Below are 14729 nucleotides of genomic sequence, written 5' to 3' on the forward strand. Positions count from 1 at the left end.
AACGCCATGACCGAGGACCTCGCGGTCGCCGCACCGGCCCCCGCCACCGTCACCGACCCGCGCGCGGGGAGCTTCCGCGTAGACGCCCACCACGGCGAGATCCTGCAAGGAGTGTTCGTCACCGGGGACCGGCTGCGCCGCGGCCTGGTCACGCTGCCCTGCCCGCTCTACAGCACCCGCGCGACGTTCCTGCCCACCGAGGACACCGGCACGACCGTGCGGCCCGCGTGGCGCAGCAAGGCCCGCCGCGCCGCCGACCTGACGCTGGCCCGGCTCGGGTACCCGGTGCCGGGTGGGCTGCTCGACATCACCAGCGACATCCCGCTCTGCCGCGGGTTCGGGTCGTCGACGGCGGACGTGACGTCGGCGATCGGCGCGGTGCTCGCCGCGACCGGCCGCCGGCTCACCCCGGCCGAGGTCGGCGCACTCGCCGTCGAAGCCGAAACCGCGTCCGACTCCCTGATGTACGGCGGCCGCGCGGTGGTGTTCGCGCACCGCGAGGGCGAGCCGATCGAAGACCTCGGCGAGCTGATGCCGCTGTCCGTGCTGGGTTTCGGCACCAGCCCGGGCGGCCGCGGCGTCAACACCCTGGAACTCCCGCCCGCGCGCTACACGTCGTGGGAGATCGAGGCGTTCCGCCCGCTGCGCGGCCTGCTGCGGCGAGCCATCAACGACGGCGACGCGCGACTGCTCGGCCGTGTCGCCACCGCCAGCACTCTGCTCAACCAGCGCCACCTGCCCATCCCGGGGCTGGACGACATCCTCGCCGTCGCCCGCGCCGCCGGGGCCGCCGGTGTGCAGGTCGCGCACAGCGGCGACGTCGCCGGCCTGATCTTCGACGCGGCCGACGCCGAAACCCCGGCCCGGCTGGAGTTCGCCGCGACCCGGCTCGACGTGACCGAAACCTGGCAGTTCGAAACCGAAAGGTGAGTCCGATGACCCTTGCCGCTCCCCTCAGCCACGCTGTCAGCCGGTCCGTCGTGGAAGCCACCGAGCTGCCCCGGATCATCCGCATCCGGCCCGGCTTCCACGTCGCCGCCTTCGGCCTGATGAAGCTGCTGCCCGCCCGGTTCATGCTCGACCGCGCCGAAGAGCGCGGCGACGTAGGCCCCGGCACCACCGTGCTCGAGACGTCGTCGGGCACCTTCGGCCTCGGCCTCGCGATGGTCTGCCGGCTGCGCGGCTACCCGCTCACCATCGTCGGCGACCCGGCGATCGACGCGCCGTTGAAGCGCCGGCTCGAGCACCTCGGTGCCCGCGTCGAGATCTGCCCGAAGCCCAGCCCGGTCGGCGGGTTCCAGCGCGCCCGGCTCGACCGGCTGGAGGAGCTGCGCGCGGAGTACCCGAACCACTGGGTGCCCGGCCAGTACAGCAATCCCGACAACCCGGCGTCCTACGCGCTGGTCGCCGAGCAGCTCGCCGAGACGATCGGCGTGCCGGACTGCCTGGTCGGCGCGGTCGGCTCCGGCGGGTCGACGTCCGGCACCAGCTCGTTCCTGCGGATGCTCGCCCCCGAGCTGAACCTGATCGGCGTCGACACCCAGCGCAGCGCGATCTTCGGCCAGCCCGACGGCCCGCGCTTGCTGCGCGGGCTCGGCAACAGCCTGGTGCCGCCCAACGTCGCGCACGAAAGCTACGACCAGGTGCACTGGATCGGCGCCGCGGAGGCGTTCGCCGCGACCCGCGAGCTGTACGCGCGGCACTGCCTGTTCATGGGCCCGACCAGCGGCGCGTCCTTCAAGGTCGCCGACTGGTGGTCGCGGCAGCACCCGGACGCCACCGTCGTCGCGCTGCTGCCGGACGAGGGCTACCGCTACCAGGACACCGTCTACTCCGACGAGTGGCTGCGAGCCCAAGGCCTGGCCCACCCGGGTGCGGCCGAGCCGTACGAGGTCGTCGCCCCCACCGAGCCCGGCGGCTCGTGGAGCTGGCTGAACTGGGCCCGGCGCCGCCTGGTTCCCGACGTGGCGGCGTGATGCGCACCCTGCTGCTCGTCGAAAGCAACACCACCGGCACCGGACGGCTGTTCGCCCGCCGAGCCCGCGAGCTCGGCTACGAGCCGGTGCTGGCGGCGGCCGACCCGAACCGCTACCCGTACGCGGTCGAGGACGGCGTCCGCGTCGTTCAGTGCGACACCGCCGACCCGTGTGCGGTCCTCGCCGCCGACATCGGCGAACCGGCCGGGGTGACGACCAGCTCGGAGTACTTCATCCCGGTCGCGGCGCGGATCGCGGCGAAGCTCGACCTTCCCGGCCCGGACCCGGACGCCGTCACCGACTGCCGCAACAAGGCCCACCAGCGGGCCGCGCTGGCGGCGATGGCCCCGAAGTGCACGGTCGTGACGTCGGTGGCCGCGGCCGTTGCGGCGGCCACCGAGTTCCCCGTGGTGCTCAAGCCGGCCGAAGGCTCGGGCAGCGTCGGGGTGCTGCGGTGCGAGACACCCGAGTCGGTGGCCTCCCAGGCGGCGGCGCTGCTTTCGGTGACCCACAACGAACGCGGCCTGCCGGTGCCGGCGCAGGTGCTGGTGGAGCCGTACGCGAGCGGGCCGGAGTACTCGGTCGAGCTGTTCGGCGACGTCGTCGTGGCGATCGTCCGCAAGCACCTCGGGCCGGCGCCGTTCTTCGTCGAGGTCGGCCACGACGCCCCGGCCGCGCTGCCGCCCGCGGACGAAACCGCGCTGGCCGACACCGCACGGGCCGCGGTGACCGCGCTCGGCCTCGGGTTCGGGGCCGCGCACGTCGAAATCCGGCTCACGCCGGACGGCCCGCGCCTGATGGAGGTCAACCCCCGCCTGGCGGGCGGGATGATCCCGGAACTGGTCCGCGCGGCCACCGGCGTCGACCTGGTGGCGGCGCAGGTGGCGGCGGTGCTGGGGGACGACCCGCATCTGCGGCCGGACCGGCGGGTGTGTGCCTCGCTGCGGTTCCTGACCGCGTCGTCGGCGTCGGTGGTCGCGGCGGGGGACGCGGTCGCCGCGGCCACCGCCGTGCCCGGAGTGGTGGCGGCCCGGCTGTCCCGGCCGGACGGCACCGTCGTCCGGCCGGCCCGGGACTACCGCGACCGGGCCGGGTACGTGCTGGCCGTCGCGGACCGGCCCCGTGCCGGTCGCGCGGCCGCGGTGGCGGGGCTGAACCGGTTGCGCGACGCCCTGATCCCCCGAGGAGAAACCCGATGACGCTGCGGTTCCTGATCGCCACCGTCGCGCAGACCGCCGAAGCCCACGCCGACCGCGCGGGCGACGAACGAGACCCGGACGGTCCCGCACCCCACCCGGACACCCCGGAAGGAGCACCCCGATGACCATCGCCAAGGGCGACACAGGACGGCTGAGCAGCCCGGTCGCCGCCGCGGCGCGGGAGATCCTCTTCGACCGCGACACCGCCCCCGCGGCGGACCCGGTCGCCGCCGAGCTCGGCCTGATCAGCCAGGTCGACCGCGCCCACGTCGTGATGCTCGCCGAACGCGGCATCGTCGACGCCGGCCGCGCCGCCGAACTCCTCGCGGGCATCGAAGACCTGCGGGCGCAGCGGTTCGCACCGCTGCACGAGGTCCCCGCGCCCCGCGGCCGGTACCTCGCCTACGAGTCCTACCTGATCGACACCCTCGGCGCCGAGGTCGGCGGAATCCTCCACAGTGGACGGTCCCGCAACGACCTCAACGCCACCGTCGTGCGGCTGCGGCTGCGGGAACCGCACGAGCGGCTGCTCGCCGAGTCCGACGCGCTCGGCCGCGCCCTGCTGGAACGCGCGCGGCGCTGGGCCGGCGTCACCATGCCCGCCTACACCCACCACCAGCCCGCGGTGCCGATCACCTACGGCCACTACCTGGCCGGGGTGGCGAGCGCGCTGGTGCGCGACGTCGAAGGGCTGTGGCAGGCCGGGGCGGAGATCGACCAGAACCCGCTCGGCGCGGGCGCGGTCGGCGGGACGTCGCTGCCGGTCGACCAGCACCGCACGACGGCGTTGCTCGGCTTCGCGGCGCCGCTGGCGAACTCGCTGCACGCCGTCGCGTCGCGGGACCTGGTGCTGCGGCAGCTGTCCGCGGCCACCGTCCTGGGGGTGCTGCTCTGCCGCGTCTCGCACGACCTGCAGGCGTGGACCAGCGCCGAGACCGGGTTGCTGCGGCTGGCCGACGACGTCGTCGGGTCCAGCTCGATGATGCCGCAGAAGCGCAACCCGTTCCTGCTGGAGCACGTCCAGGGCCGGGCCCTGGCGCCGCTCGGCGCGTTCACCGCGTCGGCGAGCGCGATGGCCACCGCCCGGTTCACCAACGCCATCGCCGTCGGCACCGAAGCCGTGGCCCCGGCGTGGTCGGCGCTCGAAGCGGCGACGGACGCGGTCGTCCTGCTGCGGCTGGTCGTCGAAGGGGCCGAACCGGTGCCCGAGCGGATGTACGAACGCGCCGTCGACGGCCAGACCGCCGCCACGCACCTGGCCGAGCGGCTCGTCGACGCCGGGATGCCGTTCCGGCAAGCCCACCACGAGGTCGGCGCCATCGCCAAGGAGGCCCTCGACGCCGGGCTGCCGCTGCACGAAGTCGCCCGGACCCGGCTGGCCGGGCAGCCCGAGCACGTCCTCGCGGCGCTGGACCCGGCCGAGGTCGCCCAGCACGCCGCCCACGGTGGCGGCCCGGCGCGGGACTCCGTGCTCGCCGCCGTCACCGAGGCCGAGACGGCGTTCGCCCGCGTCCGCGCCGACGTCGAGGAACGCCGCTGGCGCTGGAGCCAGGCCGAGATCGGCCTCGATGACGCCGTCCGCTCGCTCATCGACACCAGGAGCACGTCATGACGTTCACGGTCGTCCGCAACGACGAGGACCAGTACTCGATCTGGCCCGCCGGCCGCGATCTGCCGCCGGGCTGGCTGAGCGCCGGCGTCACCGGCCCGCGTGACCAGTGCCTCGCCCACATCGACGCCGTCTGGACCGACATGCGCCCGCGGAGCCTCCGCGACCGCATGGCCACCCGCTGACCCTTTAGGAGCCTGTTGTGACGACCTTCGCCGACGACCTCGCGACCCTGCGCCCGGAAGCCGTGCCCGCCCAGGGCACGCACGTCGAACTCCGCAGCGACACCTTCACCCTGCCCACCCCGGCCATGCTCGAGGCGGTCGCCCGCGCCCCGCTCGGCGACGACGTCTACGGCGAGGACCCGACCGTGGACCGCCTCGAGCAGCTCTCGGCCGAATTGCTCGGCAAGCAGGCCGGCTGCCTGATGCCGAGCGGCACGATGGCCAACCTGACCGCGCTGCTGGCCCACTGCCCGCGCGGCGGCAAGGCGATCGTCGGCCACGAGTCCGACGTCTACGTCTACGAAGCGGGCGGCGCGTCGCTGTGCGGCGGCATCGTCTACGACCCGCTGCCCAACCTCGCCGACGGCACCATCGACCCGGCCGCGATCGCCGAGGCGCTCGCGGTGGACCGCAGCGACCCGCAGATCGCGCCGCCGGCGGTGCTGAGCCTGGAGACGCCGCAGAACCGCTGCGGCGGGCTGCCGCTGCAGCTGGACTACCTGAGCGAGGTGTCGCGGCTGATCCGGTCCCACGGCGTCGCCCTGCACCTCGACGGCGCGCGGCTGTTCAACGCCGCGGTGGCGCTGGGCGTCAGCGCGGCGGAGATCGCCAAGCACGCCGACACCGTGCAGATCTGCCTGTCGAAGGGCCTGTGCGCGCCGATCGGCTCGGTGCTGGTCGGCGACCGCGTGACGATCGCGGCGGCCCGCCGGATGCGCAAGATGCTCGGCGGCGGCATGCGCCAGGCCGGGATGATCGCGGCCTGCGGCATCGTCGCACTGACGGAGATGACCGAGCGCTTGGCCGACGACCACGCCCGCGCCGCCCGCCTGGCCCGCGGGCTGTCCCGGGTGCCGGGCGTCCGTCTCGACCCGGGCCCGCCGGTGACGAACATGGTGTTCTTCAAGGTCCGCGACGACCGCTACACGACCCGCACCCTGATCGAGGCGGCCCGCCGCCGCGGCGTCAAGGTGGAGGAGCTGGGCACCGACCGCATCCGGGCGGTCACCCACGCCGGGGTCGACGACGACGCCATCGACCGCGCGATCACGGTGTTCACCGAGCTGCTCGGCCCGACCGCCGGCCTGCGGTGACCTGTCGGATCACTCGTGCCGGCATGAACGAGGCCCGCCTGAACCCCGCTACGGACGGGGAAGGCGGGCCTCGGGATCCTTTGTGGACAGTCGGCCGTCACCGGGTGGGGGTGACGGTGCTGGTCGTGGTGGTTTCCCGGCGCTTGCGCTGGATCGCTTCCTGCTGACGCTGCAACTGGTCGTGCCAAGCTCCTGAGTCGTTCATGATGGTCTCCGGGTGGGCGAGGCGTGCGGCAATCCGGCGAAAGGCGCCGCGGCCGGTGGGTTTCGCTGTGCCGCAGAAGTACCCAGCGGTGCGGCGGGTCAATCAGCTTTACGCCTTCCACCAGGCAATTGCTCCGCTCGGGCGACGTGGCCCCCACCGCCGGGCCGGTTCGGGTACCGGTTGTCGAAGGCCCCGGACCGCTCGCCCGGGTGCGGATCTCAGCGTCCGAACCGGACTTTTCGGTTCTTCCACAACGGATACCGGATGTTGTTCCGGCCGGGCCGCAGGTGCTATACCGGCAGCTGCCCGGTGTCGCGATGACGCGATGCCACAAGCGAGCGGGGTGTCTGGTGGCCAACCGTACTTTGCGCTCATCCGTCGTGGTGGCGGCCCTGACCGCGCCCGTCCTCCTGATGGGGACCGCGACCGCGGTGGCCGGCGCCCCGCCAGGGCGGCAGCTGACGATCGAGACGGTGTCGAACCCGCGGCCCGCGCTCGTCAGCGGGGGACAGGTGCTGGTCAAGGTCGTCCCGCCGGCGCGGGCGCGGGTCACCGTCAGCGACAACGGCCATGACGTCACCTCGAGCTTCCACGCCCAGCCGGACGGCAGCCTGCTCGGCCTGGTCACCGGCCTGCGCGACGGGGCCAACGACCTGAGCGCCCGGACGAGCGGGCCCGGCCCGGACCAGCGGGCGACCCTGCGCGTCACCAACCACCCGATCACCGGGCCCGTCTTCTCCGGCTCGCAGCAGCACCCGTTCTACTGCGAAACGCAGGCGTTCGGCCTGCCCGCGGCGTCGCAGCCGCTGTGCAGCGCGCCGACCCAGGTGAGCTACCAGTACAAGACCACCGCCGGGGCGTTCGCGCCGCTGGCGGACCCGGCGACCCGGCCCGCGGACCTCGCGACGGCCACGGTCGGCGGGCACGCGGTGCCGTACGTCGTCCGCGTCGAGCGCGGCACGATCGACCGCGCCGTCTACGAGATGGCGGCGCTCTACGACGGCGCGCCGTCGCCAGTGGCCCCGGACCGGAGCTGGAACGGGAAGCTGGTCTACACCTTCGGCGGCGGCTGCAACGCGGGCTACCACCAGGGCAACTCGACCGGCGGGGTCGTCAACGACCTGTTCCTGGCGCAGGGTTACGCGGTCACGTCGTCGAGCCTGAACGTGCTCGACAACAACTGCAGCCCGATCATCTCGGCCGAAGCGGCGATGATGGTCAAGGAACACTTCATCGAGACCTACGGCCCGGTCGCCCACACCATCGGCTGGGGTGGCTCGGGCGGGGCGATCCAGCAGTACGACATCGCCGAGAACTACCCCGGCATCGTCGACGGCATCATCCCGGGCGTCTCGTTCCCGGACCCGCTGAGCACCGGCGGACCGGTGTCGGACTGCCGCCTGCTGGACCGGTACTTCGCCGGGCCGGGCGCGTCGTTCACCGCGGCGCAGAAGCAGGCCGTCGCCGGCTTCATCAGCTACGACACCTGCGTCTCCTGGGACCAGACCTTCGCCAGCCGCGCCACCGCGACCGACAGCTGCAACGCGGCCATCCCGGTCGCGGCACGCTGGAATCCGGTCACCAACCCGCGCGGCGTGAAGTGCAACTCCAACGAGCAGCTGGTCAACCAGATCGGCCGGGACCCGAAGACCGGGTTCGTGCGCAGCCCGCTGGACACCACCGGGGTGCAGTACGGCTTGGCCGCGCTGAAGGCCGGGACGATCACCGCGGCGCAGTTCGTGGACCTCAACGCCGCCATCGGCGGCCTCGACTACACCGGAAAGCCCGTGGCGCAGCGGATCGCGGCCGACCCGAAGGCGCTCACCACGGTCTACGCCGACGACCTCGTCAACTCGGCGTCGCAGGGCTTGCGGGAGACGCCGATCATCGACCAGCGGACCGATCTCGACCTCGCCGGGTTCGGCAACGACATCCACACCACCGAGTGGTCTTACGTGATGCGGCAACGGCTTCTGCGGGCCAACGGCACCGCGGGCAACCAGGTCATCATCGAAAACCACGCCACCGGGGCCGAAGCGGCGGCCGCCAGTGTCTACGAGCTCGACGCGATGGACCGCTGGCTGACCGCGATCGACGCCGACGGCTCACACCGGGGCCGGCAGCAGAAGGTGCTGGCGAACCGGCCGGGCGATCTCGGCGACGGGTGTTACCTGTCCGCCGCGTCGCGGATCACCGAGAAGCTGACGTACCCGGCGAGCGGCCAGTGCGGCGCGCAGTACCCGGTGGCGGCCAACACCCGGATGGTCGCGGGGGAGAGCCTGTCCCTCGACGTGCTGAAGTGCCGGCTCCAGCCGCTGAACTTCCGCGACTACCCGGTCACCTTCACGACAGCGGAGCGGACCCGGCTGCGGGCGGCGTTCCCCGGCGGCGTGTGCGACTACAGCCGTCCGGGCGTCGGACAGCGTGCCCCGATCGGGACCTGGCTGAGCTACGGCGACGAACGGACCGGCACCACGCCGCCGACGAAGCTGCGGTGACGGACGGGCTCGGTGAGCGTTCCGGCCGGAACGCTCACCGAGTCTTCAGACCTCCTGGAGCGCCGTCTCGGCGGGGGCGCGGCCCCGCAGCGGGATCTGGCGGACGAAGAACGCGATGACGATGCCCGCCGCCGCGACCGAGGCGGCCACGATGAACATCGTGCCCAGGCTGTCGGTGACGGCGACCTTGAACATGTGCTGCGCGGCTTCGGGCAGCTTGTGCAGGATGGCGGGGGTCATCTGGTTGCCGCTCGCGGAGAAGCCGGCGCCACCGGTCAGGGAGGTGCTCAGCGAGCTGGTGTAGATCGCGCCCAGCAGCGCCACCCCGAGTGAGCTGCCCATGTTGCGCAGGAAGGTCGCCGCGCCCGTGCCCGCTCCGATGTCACGCAGTTCGATGCTGTTCTGCGCGATCAGCGTGGACGTCTGCATCAGGCAGCCCATTCCGGCGCCGAGCACGACCATGTAGATCGCGGTCGTCGTCTTGGACGTGTCGATGTCCAGGGTCGCGAACAGGGCGAGCGCCGCGGTGAGCAGGATGCCGCCGATGATCGGGAAGATCTTGTAGCGCCCGGTCTTGCTGATGATCGCGCCGCTGGCGAGGGAGACGACCATGGCCGCGATCATCATCGGCATCAGTAGCAGCCCGCTGTTGGTCGCCGACGAGCCCTGCACGAACTGCTGGAACTGCGGCAGGAACGTGACCGCGCCGAACATCGCGAAGCCGGAGATGAACGCGAGCCCGCCCGAAAGGGTGAAGTTGACGTTGCCGAACACGCGTAGCGGCATGATCGGCTCGGCCACCCGGCGCTGCACGACCACGAAGGCGATGAACGCGGCCACGGTCACCACGGCGAGGCCGAGGATCTGCGGTGACGCCCAGTCGTACTGCGTGCCGCCCCAGCTGGTGATCAGGACGAGCGTGGTGATCCACACGGTCAGCAGGCCGGCGCCGAGCCAGTCGATGCGCGCCTTGCCGGTGCCGCGGGGGAGCTTGGCGAGGGTGAGCCAGCAGACCACCAGCGCGACCGCGCCGAGCGGCAGATTGACGTAGAAGGCCCAGCGCCAGGAGAAGTTGTCGGTGATGAAGCCGCCGGCCAGCGGGCCGCCGATCATCGCGACCGGCATGACGGCCATCAGGCCCATGTACTTGCTGCGTTCCCGCGACGGGATCATCTCGCCGATGATCGACAGCACGCCGACCATCAGGCCGCCGGCGCCGAGGCCCTGCACGGCGCGGAAGGCGACCAGCTCGCCCATGTTCTGCGACATCCCGGCCAGCGCCGAGCCCGCGAGGAACACCACGACCGACGAGACGAAGACGATGCGCCGCCCGAAGAGGTCGCCGAGCTTGCCCCAGATCGGGGTGGACGCCGTCGAGGCGAGGATGTAGCCGGTCGTCACCCAGGCGAGGTGGCTCAGGCCGCCGAGGTCGCCGACGATCGTGGGCAGCGCCGGGGCGACGATCATGTTGTCCAGCATCGCCAGGAGCATCGCGATGACCAGGCCGCTCATCGTGACCATGATCTGCCGGTGGGTGAACTGGGCGGGCGCTGTGGCCGCGTCCGCGGCGCCGGGCGGGGCGGCCTCGCCGGTGGTCTCTGTCGTCATGGGGCGGGATCCTTCACGAGGTGGTCAACTTACTTTCCGGCCGGTCAGTAGTGAGAGTACTGACCGGCCGGAAGGTAAGCAACGGGTTATCATGGACTCGCGGATCGATCGAGCAAACCAGGAGAGCCACGCCCATGGCGCAGCAACGCAAGGCAGCGGGCGACCGGCGCGCCGAAATCCGGCGCGTCGCGCTGGACCTGTTCACCGTGCACGGCTACGAGGCCACGTCGTTGCGGCAGATCGCCGAGCAGCTCGACATCACCAAGGCCGCGTTGTACTACCACTTCGAAAGCAAGGAAGCGATCGTCCGCAGCCTGTTCGAAGACCGGCTGACCACGCTCGACGCACTCATCGACTGGGCCGAAGGGCAGCCGCACTCGCCGGAACGCTCGGCCAGGGTAGCGGCCGGCTGGTTCGGCCTCATGATCGACGACGGCCTCGGCTTCGCCCGGTTCGCCATCGCCAACCAGGCCGCGCTGCGCGACCTCAGGCCCGACCACGGCGGCGCGCTGGACCGCCTGCAGAAGATCTCGTCGCTGCTGGCCGAGCCGGGTGCGTCGGAGCTGGACCGGCTCAAGATCAGGATGGCGATGATGAGCGTCAACCTCGCGGTCATGGGCTCACACGGGCTCGACCTGACCGACGACGAGATCCTCACCGCGGCCACCGAGACGGCCTCCCTCATCTCCCCGGGCTTCCCGGTCGTCGTGCGCTCGTAGGCGTTACCGACCGCGTCCCGTGCGCCTAAGTCGTCTGCGCCGGGGACGTGCTACCGGCAGACCTCACGGCTCACCTGGCCGCCCGGGTGCCGAAGCACCTGGTGCCACCGGCTCCTGCAGGCGCCCAGCGGCAAGGTCGACGCCCACGCGCTACCGGACCGTTCGCGACGGCGGACGTCCCCACGGCCGAACCGGCGGGTCCGGCCGTGTCGGCGCTGGCCACGATCTGGGCCACGACGCTCGGTCTGCCCGAACGCGACATCGGCTCGGACAGCGACTTCTGCTCCCTGGGCGGCACCTCGTTGACGCTGATGGTGATGGTGGCGAGGGTGCGCGCCGAGGTGGTCGCGGCCGAGGACGAGCCGCACTTCATGGCGGCACTGGGCGAGATCATCGACAGCCCCACCCCGCGCCGGGTCGCGCACCTGGCGGCGAGCCCGGCGCGCGTCCCGATCGCGTGAGAAGCGTCAGCCGGCCTGCCCGGCCCACCACGTCCGGCCCGCCTCCGGCAGGGTGGTGATCGGGTCGTAGTAGGGGTAGCGCCGCTGCAAGGCTTCCGGGTCGTCCAGTTCGATGCCCGTGCGGTAGTTCTTGGTCCAGTACGAGATCCCGAGCTCGCGGTCGTAGTCGGCCAGCTGGTGTACCCAGCGCTTGCCGACGTAGGGGACGTCGCAGACGATGCGCGGGGTCGCGTAGCCCGGGAGGTAGCCCATGATCGCGTGCTGCAGCTCCTGTGCCTCGTGCACCGATACCCGCCAGTGCTCGGCGTTCGGGATCATGTCGCACATGTAGAAGTAGTACGGCAGGATGTTCGCCTCGCCCTGCAGTGCGAAGCACAGGTCCAGCAGCTGTGCCGGCGTGGCGTTGACGCCGCGCATCAGGACGCCCTGGTTGCGGACGTCGCGGACGCCGACGTTCAGCGCCGTCTGCGCGGCCTCCGTGACCAGCGGGGTCACCGACTGAGCGTGGTTGACGTGGGTGTGGATCGCCAGGTTGACGCCGCGGCGCTGGGCGGTGACGGCGACGCGCTCGAGGCCTTCGACGACCTTCGGCTGCAGCCAGTGCTGCGGCAGCGCGGCCAGGGCCTTCGTCGCCAGGCGGATGTCGCGGACGGTGTCGATGTCCATCAGGCGCATGAGGAACGACTCGAGCTGCGGCCACGGCACGTTGGCTACGTCGCCGCCGGAGACGACCACGTCGCGCACGCCCGGGGTCTTCTTGAGGTACGCGATCATCGCGTCCTGGCGGTCGACCGGCTTGAGGGTCAGCTTGTGCTTCTCGACCTGCTCGGTCGAGTTGCCGACGAGGTCCATCCGGGTGCAGTGCCCGCAGTACTGCGGGCAGGTCGAGATCATCTCGGCCAGCACCTTGGTCGGGTAGCGGTGGGTGAGGCCTTCGACGACCCACATCTCCGCTTCGTGCAGCGAGTCGCGTTCCGAGTGGGGGTGGCTCGGCCACGTCGTGTCGCGGTCGCTCTTGACCGGGAGCATGTAGCGGCGGATCGGGTCGCGGTAGAACGCCTCGGTCACCTTCGCCGGGTCGGTGCCCGCCGTCGGCGCCATCGTGTTGATCATCTGCGGCGGCAGCAGCATCGACATGGTCGCCATCTCGCGCTGGTCGGCGGCCAGGTCGTCGTAGAAGCGGTCCTCCAGCAGGTCGCCCATCAGGGCGCGCAGCTGCTTGGCGTTGCGGATGCAGTGCACCCGCTGCCACTGGGCGTCACGCCACTCCGCGTCGGTCACGCCGTGCCAGCCGGGGAAACGGCGCCAGTCGGGTTCCACCAGCTCGGCGCGGGCGTACTCGTAGGGCTGGTCGATGGCGGCGGCAGGCGTCACAGGTTCCTGGATCGCAGTCACTTGTACTCCCAGTCGTCGGTTAGGCGTCAAAATATCCTGTCATAACGTTCTCACGGAGTAAATCTTCCTGCATGCTTGCGGAGCTTCCCCCAGGTGGCGGAGGGGTCGGAAGGCCGGAGCAGACTCAGGGCGTGACGGACGAACACACCACGCTCCTGCTCGGCGGGCGCATCTACACCCCCGCAGGCCCGGACGCCACGGCCATGGCGGTCACCGGCGGCACCGTCGTCTGGGCCGGCCAGGACGGCCCGGCCCGCGCGCTGCACCCCGGCGCCGAGATCATCGACCTCGACGGCGCCTTCGTGGCCCCCGCGTTCGTCGACGCGCACGTCCACGCCACCGCCACCGGCCTGCACCTGACCGGCCTCGACCTCACCGCCGTCCGGGACCGCGCCGGGCTGCTGGCCGCCGTTCGCGACGCCGTCGTGCCCGGGCAGGTCCTGCTGGCCCACGGCTGGGACGAGACCGCCTGGACCGACCCGCGGCTGCCCAGCCGCACCGAACTCGACGCCGCCGCCGGCGGCATCCCGGTCTACCTCAGCCGCGTCGACGTCCACTCCGCCCTCGTCTCGACGGCGCTGGTCGAGCTGGCCCCGGCCGCCCGCGGCGCCGACGGCTGGTCGCCCGACGGCCCGCTGACCCGTGACGCCCACCACGCCGTCCGCGCGGCCGTGCGCGCCGCCGTCACCCCCGAGCAGCGCGAACGCGCTCAGCGCGCCTTCCTCGCCGAAGCCGCGAAGCAGGGCATCGTCAGCGTCCACGAGTGCGCCGGCCCCGACATCTCCGGCCGCGACGACCTCGCCGCGCTCCTGGCCCTCGCCGGCCCGGACGGGCCCGAGGTCGTCGGCTACTGGGGCGAGCTCGGCGCCGTCGACACCGCTCGCGAACTGGGCGTGCGCGGCCTGGCCGGTGACCTCTTCATCGACGGCGCCCTCGGCTCCCGCACCGCCGCGCTGAGCGAGCCGTACGCCGACCACCACGGCTCCGGGGCGCTCTACCTCGACGCCCACCGCATCGGCGAGCACCTCGCCGCGTGCACCGAGGCCGGGCTGCAGGCCGGGTTCCACGTCATCGGCGACGCCGCCACCGCCGAGGTCATCGAAGGCTTCCGCCTGGCCGAGAAGCAGGTCGGCCAGCGCGCGCTGGCGGCCGGCCACCACCGGCTGGAGCACCTGGAGATGGTCACCGCCGAGCAGGCCCGGATCCTGGCCGCCTGGGGTGTCGTCGCCTCGATGCAGCCGCTGTTCGACGCCGCGTGGGGCGGCACGGACGGGATGTACGCCGAACGCCTCGGCGCCGGCCGCGCGGCCGGGCTCAACCCGTTCTCCGCGCTGGCCGCCGAAGGCGTCATGCTCGCCTTCGGCTCCGACGCGCCCGTCACGCCGCTGGACCCGTGGGCGAGCGTCCGCGCGGCCGCCTACCACCGGACGCCGGGTGCGGGCCTGTCGCCGCGCGCCGCGTTCACCGCGCACACCCGCGCCGGGCACCGCGCCGCCGGCGTCAACGACGGCATCACCGGGAGCCTGGCCCCGGGCGCGCCGGCGCACTACGCGATCTGGGACGCGACCGACCTCGTCGTCGCCACCCCGGACACCCGCGTGCAGCGCTGGTCCACCGACCCCCGCGCCGGCGTGCCGCCGCTGCCGCGCCTCGAGCCCGGTGCGGAGCTGCCGCGCTGCCTGCGCACGGTGCGCGCGGGCGAGGTCGTCTACGACGACTTCACGCCGGGCACCTAGAGTCA

The 14729-nt window shown here is 72.5% G+C and carries 13 protein-coding genes; 11 read left to right on the plus strand and 2 right to left on the minus strand.

Going from position 1 to position 14729, the window contains the following annotated elements; translation table 11 throughout:
• Positions 1-6 precede the first annotated feature (6 nt).
• The 8 genes from ACLJQZ_RS24320 (at position 7) to ACLJQZ_RS24355 (ending at position 8805) form a co-directional block, all read left to right on the plus strand.
• The gene (locus ACLJQZ_RS24320; protein ID WP_410622174.1) at positions 7-930 is read left to right on the plus strand and encodes a kinase; all 924 of its coding nucleotides are present in this window, start codon (positions 7-9) and stop codon (positions 928-930) included.
• Positions 931-935: 5 nt separating this feature from the next.
• Positions 936-1976: a pyridoxal-phosphate dependent enzyme gene (locus tag ACLJQZ_RS24325; RefSeq protein ID WP_410622175.1), complete on the plus strand. Its 1041-nt coding sequence runs from the start codon at positions 936-938 to the stop codon at positions 1974-1976.
• Positions 1976-3175 carry an ATP-grasp domain-containing protein gene (locus tag ACLJQZ_RS24330; protein WP_410622285.1) on the plus strand — a complete coding sequence of 400 codons (1200 nt, stop codon included), beginning with the start codon at positions 1976-1978 and terminating at the stop codon, positions 3173-3175. The genes ACLJQZ_RS24325 and ACLJQZ_RS24330 overlap by 1 nt, the downstream gene beginning before the upstream one ends.
• The gene (locus ACLJQZ_RS24335; protein WP_410622176.1) at positions 3172-3300 is read left to right on the plus strand and encodes a hypothetical protein; all 129 of its coding nucleotides are present in this window, start codon (positions 3172-3174) and stop codon (positions 3298-3300) included. Before ACLJQZ_RS24330 ends, ACLJQZ_RS24335 begins: the two co-directional genes overlap by 4 nt.
• On the plus strand, positions 3297-4787 hold the full coding sequence (locus tag ACLJQZ_RS24340; RefSeq protein ID WP_410622177.1) for an argininosuccinate lyase: 1491 nt from the start codon (positions 3297-3299) through the stop codon (positions 4785-4787). The genes ACLJQZ_RS24335 and ACLJQZ_RS24340 overlap by 4 nt, the downstream gene beginning before the upstream one ends.
• Positions 4784-4969, plus strand: a complete 186-nt coding sequence (locus ACLJQZ_RS24345; RefSeq protein ID WP_410622178.1) for an MbtH family protein — start codon at positions 4784-4786, stop codon at positions 4967-4969. The genes ACLJQZ_RS24340 and ACLJQZ_RS24345 overlap by 4 nt, the downstream gene beginning before the upstream one ends.
• Before the next feature lie 17 nt (positions 4970-4986).
• Positions 4987-6102 carry a GntG family PLP-dependent aldolase gene (locus ACLJQZ_RS24350; protein WP_326949659.1) on the plus strand — a complete coding sequence of 372 codons (1116 nt, stop codon included), beginning with the start codon at positions 4987-4989 and terminating at the stop codon, positions 6100-6102.
• A 555-nt stretch (positions 6103-6657) separates the two neighbouring features.
• Positions 6658-8805 carry a DUF6351 family protein gene (locus ACLJQZ_RS24355; protein WP_410622179.1) on the plus strand — a complete coding sequence of 716 codons (2148 nt, stop codon included), beginning with the start codon at positions 6658-6660 and terminating at the stop codon, positions 8803-8805.
• A 45-nt stretch (positions 8806-8850) separates the two neighbouring features.
• Here ACLJQZ_RS24355 and ACLJQZ_RS24360 read toward each other — a convergent pair whose 3' ends face one another.
• Positions 8851-10413, minus strand: a complete 1563-nt coding sequence (locus ACLJQZ_RS24360) for an MDR family MFS transporter (protein ID WP_410622180.1) — start codon at positions 10411-10413, stop codon at positions 8851-8853.
• 134 nt (positions 10414-10547) lie between these two features.
• Here ACLJQZ_RS24360 and ACLJQZ_RS24365 point away from each other — a divergent pair, with 134 nt between their 5' ends.
• On the plus strand, positions 10548-11132 hold the full coding sequence (locus tag ACLJQZ_RS24365) for a TetR/AcrR family transcriptional regulator (protein ID WP_410622181.1): 585 nt from the start codon (positions 10548-10550) through the stop codon (positions 11130-11132).
• Between the two features lie 206 nt (positions 11133-11338).
• The gene (locus ACLJQZ_RS24370; protein WP_410622182.1) at positions 11339-11593 is read left to right on the plus strand and encodes an acyl carrier protein; all 255 of its coding nucleotides are present in this window, start codon (positions 11339-11341) and stop codon (positions 11591-11593) included.
• A gap of 6 nt (positions 11594-11599) precedes the next feature.
• Here the strand turns inward: ACLJQZ_RS24370 and ACLJQZ_RS24375 are convergent, their stop codons facing one another.
• The gene (locus tag ACLJQZ_RS24375; protein WP_410622183.1) at positions 11600-12988 is read right to left on the minus strand and encodes a KamA family radical SAM protein; all 1389 of its coding nucleotides are present in this window, start codon (positions 12986-12988) and stop codon (positions 11600-11602) included.
• A 131-nt stretch (positions 12989-13119) separates the two neighbouring features.
• On the opposite strand from ACLJQZ_RS24375, the gene ACLJQZ_RS24380 reads away from it, so the two are divergent.
• Entirely contained in the window at positions 13120-14724 is a 1605-nt protein-coding gene (locus ACLJQZ_RS24380) for an amidohydrolase (RefSeq protein ID WP_410622184.1), read from the plus strand.
• Positions 14725-14729 lie beyond the last annotated feature (5 nt).

It is taken from the genome of Amycolatopsis sp. cmx-8-4, assembly GCF_046548675.1.
In the GTDB taxonomy this organism is placed as follows: domain Bacteria; phylum Actinomycetota; class Actinomycetes; order Mycobacteriales; family Pseudonocardiaceae; genus Amycolatopsis.

Excerpts from the sequence above, each read along its gene's own strand:
- ACLJQZ_RS24330 (WP_410622285.1), top strand. The coding sequence starts at position 1,976 with ATGCGCACCCTGCTGCTCGTCGAAAGCAACACCACCGGCACCGGACGG.
- ACLJQZ_RS24335 (WP_410622176.1), top strand. The coding sequence starts at position 3,172 with ATGACGCTGCGGTTCCTGATCGCCACCGTCGCGCAGACCGCCGAAGCC.
- ACLJQZ_RS24340 (WP_410622177.1), top strand. The coding sequence starts at position 3,297 with ATGACCATCGCCAAGGGCGACACAGGACGGCTGAGCAGCCCGGTCGCC.
- ACLJQZ_RS24360 (WP_410622180.1), bottom strand. The coding sequence starts at position 10,413 with ATGACGACAGAGACCACCGGCGAGGCCGCCCCGCCCGGCGCCGCGGAC.
- ACLJQZ_RS24320 (WP_410622174.1), top strand. The coding sequence starts at position 7 with ATGACCGAGGACCTCGCGGTCGCCGCACCGGCCCCCGCCACCGTCACC.
- ACLJQZ_RS24365 (WP_410622181.1), top strand. The coding sequence starts at position 10,548 with ATGGCGCAGCAACGCAAGGCAGCGGGCGACCGGCGCGCCGAAATCCGG.
- ACLJQZ_RS24325 (WP_410622175.1), top strand. The coding sequence starts at position 936 with ATGACCCTTGCCGCTCCCCTCAGCCACGCTGTCAGCCGGTCCGTCGTG.
- ACLJQZ_RS24345 (WP_410622178.1), top strand. The coding sequence starts at position 4,784 with ATGACGTTCACGGTCGTCCGCAACGACGAGGACCAGTACTCGATCTGG.